Genomic DNA, 7567 nt, shown 5'->3' with positions numbered 1-7567 from the left:
GCACAGGGCTGAGATGTTTATATGATGGGAAATACGACATCTTCTGAGTTAATTGTGTAATCCCTTATTCGTCGGTAAGATCATCAAGAGTAATGAAATCTTCTTCCGATCCAAAGTCTTTTGCTTTTTTGGGAATGTTGTCGAAACCGAATTCATGGGGACTTTCCGAAAGAATCATCATGGCAATAACACGGGGGATATACTCGTTGGTTTCCTCAGCCAGTACTCCCATGCGGTAAATATACCAGAAATCTCTGTTTCTCATGGGATCATCGATTTTCATTAAAGCCCGCATGATACGACCTTCACCGGCATTATAAGCGGCCATGGCGAGCATGACCGAGCTTTTACCGCCGAAAATGGAGATCAGATCTTTAAAATATTCACTGGCGGCATGGGTGGCTTTTTCCGGCTCCAACCGCTCATCAACGGTATTATCGACCCGCAGGCCATAACGGCGGGCGGTCGCAGGCATAAATTGCCATAAACCCCTGGCGCCGGCATGACTCAATGCCCGTGGATTGAATCCGCTTTCCAGCATCGAGATATATGCAAGCTCGGGAGGAAGGTTTTTTTCTTTAAATATCCTTATAATCATAGGAAAGTATTTATCCCGCCGTTTGATATACCGGGTCACCGTGCGTTTCATCCTTCCCGAGTAAATGTCGACATGGTACCTTACCCGTTCAACCATTGTTTCGGGAATATGATAGTCGGTTTCCCCGAATCGTTTAAAAATTTCATCAATTTTTTGCTCGATGGGATCATCATAGAACTTCCCGAAATCATCTTCCTTAATCTGTGTTTTAACACTCGAGAGCTGCCCTTTGGTCTTTTCCAGTTTGTCGATAAGTGCCTTGAGTTCTTCCTTGTTCTGATCGGGATCCGCTCTGGCTTCGGCAATACTGTTTTCGATATTATCCAGCATTTCTTCCAGTGTCAAGCCGCGCTGAAGCAAGTTTTTATATTGATATGCACGAATCGTGAAGTAGGTGATAGCAATAATGGAAACAAATATAACTATACCCAGGATAACCACCCATTGGCGATGAGTTTTCCTGGTGGCGTGATAGGAGGTGGTCAACAAATGGGTCTGTGTTTCGCCGAGATTACCGCGTTCGAGAATCCGTTCGAGACGAGAACCATTTTTCATAAGCCGCTGCATGTCCTTGTAATCCATGTTTTTCTGGACAAGCTTCTTTTCAAACTCGATCGTTTTTGAACCCCGGGGCAAACAATCGCCCGAGGAATCATCCTCCTTAAATGCGTCCTTGCCTTCCCGTGATGTCGAATCGGAAGTGGGAGGGAACCGTGTCTCATGATGAACATCCTCGGCTGTGCGCTCGGCGGTTGAAGGTTTGGGAAAGTCGTCTTCGCTGCCGGGAAGACGATAGGTTAAATCGGGTTCGGTTTCAGATTGCTGTAATTTGAGCCGGGGGCCCATTTTCCCGAATCCGACAACATCACCTGGATTGAGCGCGGTTTCGGAAATTTGTTCCTCGTTGACAAAGGTGCCGTTTGAACTTTCGAGGTCTTGAATCATTATCCGGTCGCCGGTTTTATATAAAATGGCATGATGGCCGGAAACGCGTTTCTCCGAAGCATGCATGGGTATGGCGTTCTGGGTGCTTCGACCAATACTCACTGCTCCATCGGCAAGAATGAACTTCCGTCCCTTTTCAACTCCCCTGGTGATTTCAAGATAATGACAGCTCATAACAACAGCAAATCTACTTAACGCCGGTATCGTTTGATAAGATCGTTAAAAACAGTGTGACTATTTTCGGGCATTATTTTTCTGAATATCTTTTCGAGATCCTTTTGCATTGCAGCAGCCGATGGATATCGATTATCGGGATTTACTGCAATCGATTTATTGATAATATCCACGAGTTCTTTGGGAAGGATTGTGGATGGTTTCAACGGTTTTATTTTTCCCGTTGCCTTAGCATTGAGCAAAACGGTCACTTCAGTCTGGGGCAGCGCGCGTCGGCCGGTAATTAATTCGTAGAGGGTCACTCCCAGCGCATAGATATCCGAACGGGGGGTTATGGATTCACCCTCAATCTGTTCCGGTGAAAGGTAGGGGAGCGTCCCCACAATAGCGTTGCTGTCGACCGTATGGAGGCTGACTTCGGCGGGTCGGGCTATGCCGAAATCGGTCAGTTTGACACTCCCGTTTTTTCCGAGCATAATATTTGCCGGTTTGAGGTCACGATGGATTACTCCGTTATAATTTTTCCCATAGATTGTGACCGAATAGCGGTGCGCATACTCGAGTGCCCTGCAAACAATGATACCGACAGCAAGGGCTTGTGGTACGTTCAGGACGGTACATTTTTCGAGAATTTCATCCATTGAGGCGCCGTTGATATATTCCATTTCGAGGCAGGGAAGGCCGTGCCATTCGGCAACGCTGTAGCACTGAACAATGTTTGGGTGATTAAGGTCTGCCAGAATACGTGCCTCGGTTTCGAACCGTTCTTTGATTTTAGGCGATTGATCGGGTTTGAGCACTTTAACGGCCCGGTATACTTCCAGACGCGGGTTCCACACAAGATAGACATCCGCCATCCCCCCGCTTCCCAGCGGCTTGACAATCTGGCCGTTACAAAGCTCGCGAAGGGCTGTCACCACGTTTCCTTCTGCGGTCTGTGGCATTTGCCCGGAATCGCTTTCAATCATGGTCGATTCTACTTTTCCGCCGTCGGGGCTCTCGATGGTTTTGCCGATTTCATCACGAACAAAAATAGCCGTGGGAAGGGAGGGGATTTCTCCAAGAAAATCGCCGTCTCCGGGCGGCGGAAGTTTAGCTCCGGCAACTCTGTCTTCAGACTCAAAATCCAGAGTACGGTATTCGATCAGGCCCGAATCGGTTTTTTGAAGTGCAAGCCAGAGCAGCGAGAAAATCCAGGCATAGAAATGGGGAGCAGGATTCCAGAAGTAATGGGCGTACTTAAAAAGGAGAACTCCCAAACCGACACTGAAAGCAACCGCTCCAAGGCTGATAAGCACCGAAAAGAGCTTTTTATCGTGTGGTATCAGAATGGCGAGTCCGGGAAAAAGTATAAACAATAAGGCCAGGTTGAGAAGGGCAAGGGGACCGTTTTCCCGACGGATCCAGGAGTTTTCAAGTAAATCGAGTGCACTGGTAGCCCAGATTTCTACACCGGGGAATCTACTACCGACGGGAGTAATAAAAAAATCCGGCGCCGCTGCAGGATCGGTCATGCCGACAAAAACAATTTTTCCCTTGAATACCGAGGGGGCTATAGTGCCGTTGAGAATATCTGCAGCAGAAACGGTCTTTATTGTTCCCGACCGCCCCCGGAAATTGAGCAGCAAACTTCCGGCATGGGAACTGAGGGGCACTTTCTTCTCACCAAGAATTACTTGAGGTTTACCGTCGAGAATAAATTCCTCCGGCTTGAGGCTCAGGTAGGATGCAACTGCTGCAAGGCCGAATGAAGGAAAGTACTCGTTACCGATTTTTAATACATGAATTATCTCACTGAGACGTTGGGTCGCTTTCCGCGTGGAAACATTGAGATAACCGGTTCTGTCGGCATGTTGCAGGAATATGGAGTCCGGCATGTCAACCGATTCGGCGTGATAAAAAAGCGTTCGGTTCATATTTTCCCTGTTGGAAAGTTTTAAAAATGCGTGCGGCGCGATTCCCCGGGGCGCCGCGGGCATACCATCGCTCCGGTCGTCGGTTATTTTTCCAACTCGAAAGGGCAAAACAAGGTCCGAAATACCTGAAAAAACGGAAACGAGACTGTCGTTGCCCGGGGAATCCGGGCGGTGGGGAAAAAGAAAGTCCGGTGCTATTACGGCGGGATCACCCGATGCCACCCGGTTGAAAAGCGATGCCAGTGTTGCCCGTGGCCAGGGCCAGCCACCGATACGTCCGATACTCTCCTGATCAACGCCGACAATTATCACAGAATCCGACGCATTGCGGGGAGTGAACATAAAATTGATACTATAGAGGATATCCTGAACTCCCAGCAGAGGACTGATCATAACGATTCCCAGCAGAGTAATGGTCAGGGCGCCAAGGACAAGGATCCGTTTTAAATTCATCAGCTAAATCTCCATAAACATCTTTGCAATCCGTTTATCCCGCTTTTCATTCCACTGTTCCCAATCGTCATCAGAGGCGCGCGAAAACGATTCCGGCTTGCCGGGGTGACCCTCTTTGTCAATGTCGATTTTTTGCATCGATCTGATAATCTGCGACCATTCCGACAACGAGACTTCATGGGGAGCGGAAACCTCCTCGGGCCCGGAAACTTCATGAAACCCTTCGGTCGGTGAAAGTGCTGCCGTTTTCGGATTGTTCTTAACCGAAACCTCACCATCATAAACCTTGACTTCGGCCGACGAATCGTTGTCCACAGTAGCCTGGTACACCGTACCGTGCACTCCGGCTATTGCCGTGGGAAGTTCGAGCTGAAATCGTGAAATTTTATCTTTGAATTTTTTTACCTTTGTCCAAACACTTCCTATAGTGAAATTCATCTCGGTTGTTCCTTTATTCTTTTTCTTATCCCGGATCGTCCCGAGCGTGGTCCGGGTGTTTTCTTTAATCCGGACAACCGATTCTTTGTTGATGATCATTTCTACTCTTCCATTTGACGCCGTCTCTATGATAGCTCCGGGATTAACAATGGTATTTGAGGTAAGTTTTTCTTTGTGAGATCCGGAAATTAATCGAGCATCACCTTCAACATAGGTCACCACGGCCTGGGTAATGGAAACTTTTTTTTCGAACAGGGGGGAAGGAGATTTCTTTGCCTGGGGTTTATAGTCGGGGTTCGCGAATTTCAATTTCTGTCCGACATGAATAAGATTGATGTTTTGTACTGAGGGATTGATTTCCTTAAAGGCATTTCCCATCTCTGAGCTGTAGTGGCCGTAGTAATCGATACAGAGAAGGCTGACCGTTTCCCCTTTGGCTACAGTGTGGGTTATAAACTCCTGCCCGGGGTTCGATGAAACCGCGGCAGTGAACAGGATTCCTCCGGCAAGGAGTGTTGCTGCAAACATGCACTTTACAGATAATTTCATGGGATCACCTTTTGAAATCAGTGAGCTATAAACTAGAATTCAATATGATATAATATAATCCTCTCGAAAATCAAAAGGAATGATAATATAACATTTTGAGGCATCGGATGTGTTACCGAACCGCAAAATCGGCCGGGGATATAAAGAGAGAGGGTGGAAAGGGAGGCAAAGTCCCCGGTCTCTGCCTGGTGAATAGGTTTTTTTCCCCGGAAAAGGTGATTTCCCCGGGCTTTTATTCCTTTTCCTCTTCAAGGGCCTCGAGTTTTTCCATTTCTTCTTTCACCTTTTCGATTTCCTTTTGAATTTCAAGGTCTTTTTTCAGGGCCTTTTCTTCAGCTTTTACCGCCTCGAGCTGTTCGGTCAGCTTCTCGGCAAAGGCCAGGGTATATTCGATATCCTGTCTGATATCATCGAGGGAACGGGCAAAGAATGCTCGACGGGCATATTCATCGTTATAGACCAGGAAATTGTCGATTTGTTCTTTTATTATTTTTTGTTCTGCATGAAGGCTGTCGGTCATTTGCATAACGATTTCGGTGGGTCGTGCCAGAGAAAGCTCTTTGGCAGTGGATGCTACGTTTTCGTACGAAATGCGACTGCTTTGATATTTTCGTTCCAAAAAAACGAGCGAATCCTGCGAGGGAGGTTCGAGCCCCTGAATCATTGCTCGGGCATCCTGTAAAATTGCTAAAGCAACAGGGTATTCTTTTTTCATGATATGACCGTATGCTTTCAGCAAGCCGCCTTCAGCCTGAACAATCGGTTTTTTCGAAATACCCCGGAGTTTTTCCCCGGCTTTCAGGCAATCAATCCATTGCCGCGCTTTAACCGCAGACCATCCCATCCCTAAAAGTGCATCTTCATAGTAATAGCTGTTCTGAGGAACTTTCCTGAGAGCTGAGACCGCTTTTGAAAGCGATAATTCTTCATAAAAGAGATATCCCAGAAAAACATAGGTGCGATTTATAATTTCCCTTTCATCATCCGTTTTTATTTCAGCTTCAAGTATCTCGGCAAAGGCATCCATTGCCCGTTCGGTTTCTTTTCTGAAAATATGGGCAATGCCAAGGGAGTGACGAGAATACACATAATCGGGATGGCCCGGTGGTACAATAGAAAAAAGCCTGACTGCTTCATGAAAATTGTTTTCTTTCATTGCAGTTTCGGCCATCATGTAATAGGCATGAAATTTCAGTGAATCGGGAACATCGATCCTGTTCATGATAATGAAAAGATCTTTGACTTTGTCTTTTTCGCCGTTACGGTAGGCAATCCGCATGAGTCCAAGATTGGCATGATGTACGACTTCGCTTTTCGGATAAGATTCAACCGTTGATGAATATCCGGATTCCGCGGCTCCGCGCATATCAAGTTCTTCCCGGCAACTGTTATAATAAAAATTGACCCAGTCATTCTTAAAGAAATCAGGGAACCGGGCAAGTATCCGGCCGAAAATGAAAAAGGCGTTCCAGTATTTGCCCATTGAGTAGAGGGTTCGTGCTTTATTGTATAAATCGTTCGGGGTCGTATCGAGCATTCGTGACATGCGGCGTGCATACACTTCTTCCCGGTGAGGGCCGATTTCGGCACGTGCATACACCGTATGGCTGGAAGCCCGATCACCTTCAGTTTTGAGGTTATACTGATAAATGACCGCCAAGTCCCGTCCATTGTTCATGCCGGGCATATTAACTCCGCCGGAAAGCCCCCAGAAATCGAGGGCATTCTCATTGAAACCCATCTGATAATAAAGCTTGAACATGCGAAGAATCCAGAGTCCTAACCGCCATGAGAGCCCCCATTCAAGTTTTTTTGCGGTTTCGATCCAGCTTTCCGAATTGGAATTGAACTTTCGGAACTCCTTTGTATTGGCAAAAAAGTCTTTAAGATCGAAATCGATACCACTTTCGACCCTGTTTTCCCAGAAGCTTGACAAGAAACTAAGCTTAATGTCGCGGGAGTACTGGCCTTCGTTGCCGAATTTGGGGACAAACGATTCATTCATTGAAGGGGCTATAAGGTTGACGGTAGAGAGTCCGGCGATATGATTCCCGAGCAGGGGGTGGCGCATGATCCGGTAGCTGACTCCAAGGTCGAGACCGAAACCCATGACCGGGTCTCCGAAATTGCTCTGGGAGGCAATGTTAAAATTGGCTCCCACAGTGAGTTTTTGCCATGGGTTATAGGCGTAGGAGAGCATTATGAAAGCGTTGGTATTTTTCTCCGACGACCCGCTGGGGATAATCCGTCCCTGGTTATCGTACGTTCCCTGTTCGACAGTGCCGTCACTCTCTCCGACCCAGTTGATACCGACCGATTGATACAGGCCGATCGGGACTGTAATGCCCAGCTCCCAGAGAGTAAAGGATCGTTGAAGCACCGGCGCAACCGCCCCCCGAACAGAAAAATAATCTTCTTCAATAAGAAAAGCCGCGTTTGTTAAGGGCGAATATGATGAGTGAATGTCGCGCCATCGCTGGGTAAGAAGGTATTC

General features: G+C 47.3%; 3 protein-coding genes. All 3 read right to left on the bottom strand.

Features of this window, described 5'->3' with window-relative positions; genetic code table 11:
* Positions 1 to 64: 64 nt before the first annotated feature.
* The 3 genes from GF401_14500 to GF401_14490 are packed head-to-tail and all read right to left on the bottom strand — an operon-like array spanning position 65 to position 5073.
* Positions 65 to 1717 (bottom strand): transglycosylase SLT domain-containing protein, encoded by a 1653-nt coding sequence (locus GF401_14500; GenBank protein ID MBD3346262.1) that lies wholly within the window; start codon positions 1715 to 1717, stop codon positions 65 to 67.
* 17 nt (positions 1718 to 1734) lie between these two features.
* Positions 1735 to 4086 carry a CHASE2 domain-containing protein gene (locus GF401_14495; protein MBD3346261.1) on the bottom strand — a complete coding sequence of 784 codons (2352 nt, stop codon included), beginning with the start codon at positions 4084 to 4086 and terminating at the stop codon, positions 1735 to 1737.
* A 3-nt stretch (positions 4087 to 4089) separates the two neighbouring features.
* Positions 4090 to 5073: a hypothetical protein gene (locus GF401_14490; GenBank protein ID MBD3346260.1), complete on the bottom strand. Its 984-nt coding sequence runs from the start codon at positions 5071 to 5073 to the stop codon at positions 4090 to 4092.
* Positions 5074 to 7567 lie beyond the last annotated feature (2494 nt).

Source organism: Chitinivibrionales bacterium, assembly GCA_014728215.1.
Classification (GTDB): Bacteria; Fibrobacterota; Chitinivibrionia; order Chitinivibrionales; family WJKA01; genus WJKA01.
This window is presented reverse-complemented; position numbering and strand designations above follow the sequence as displayed.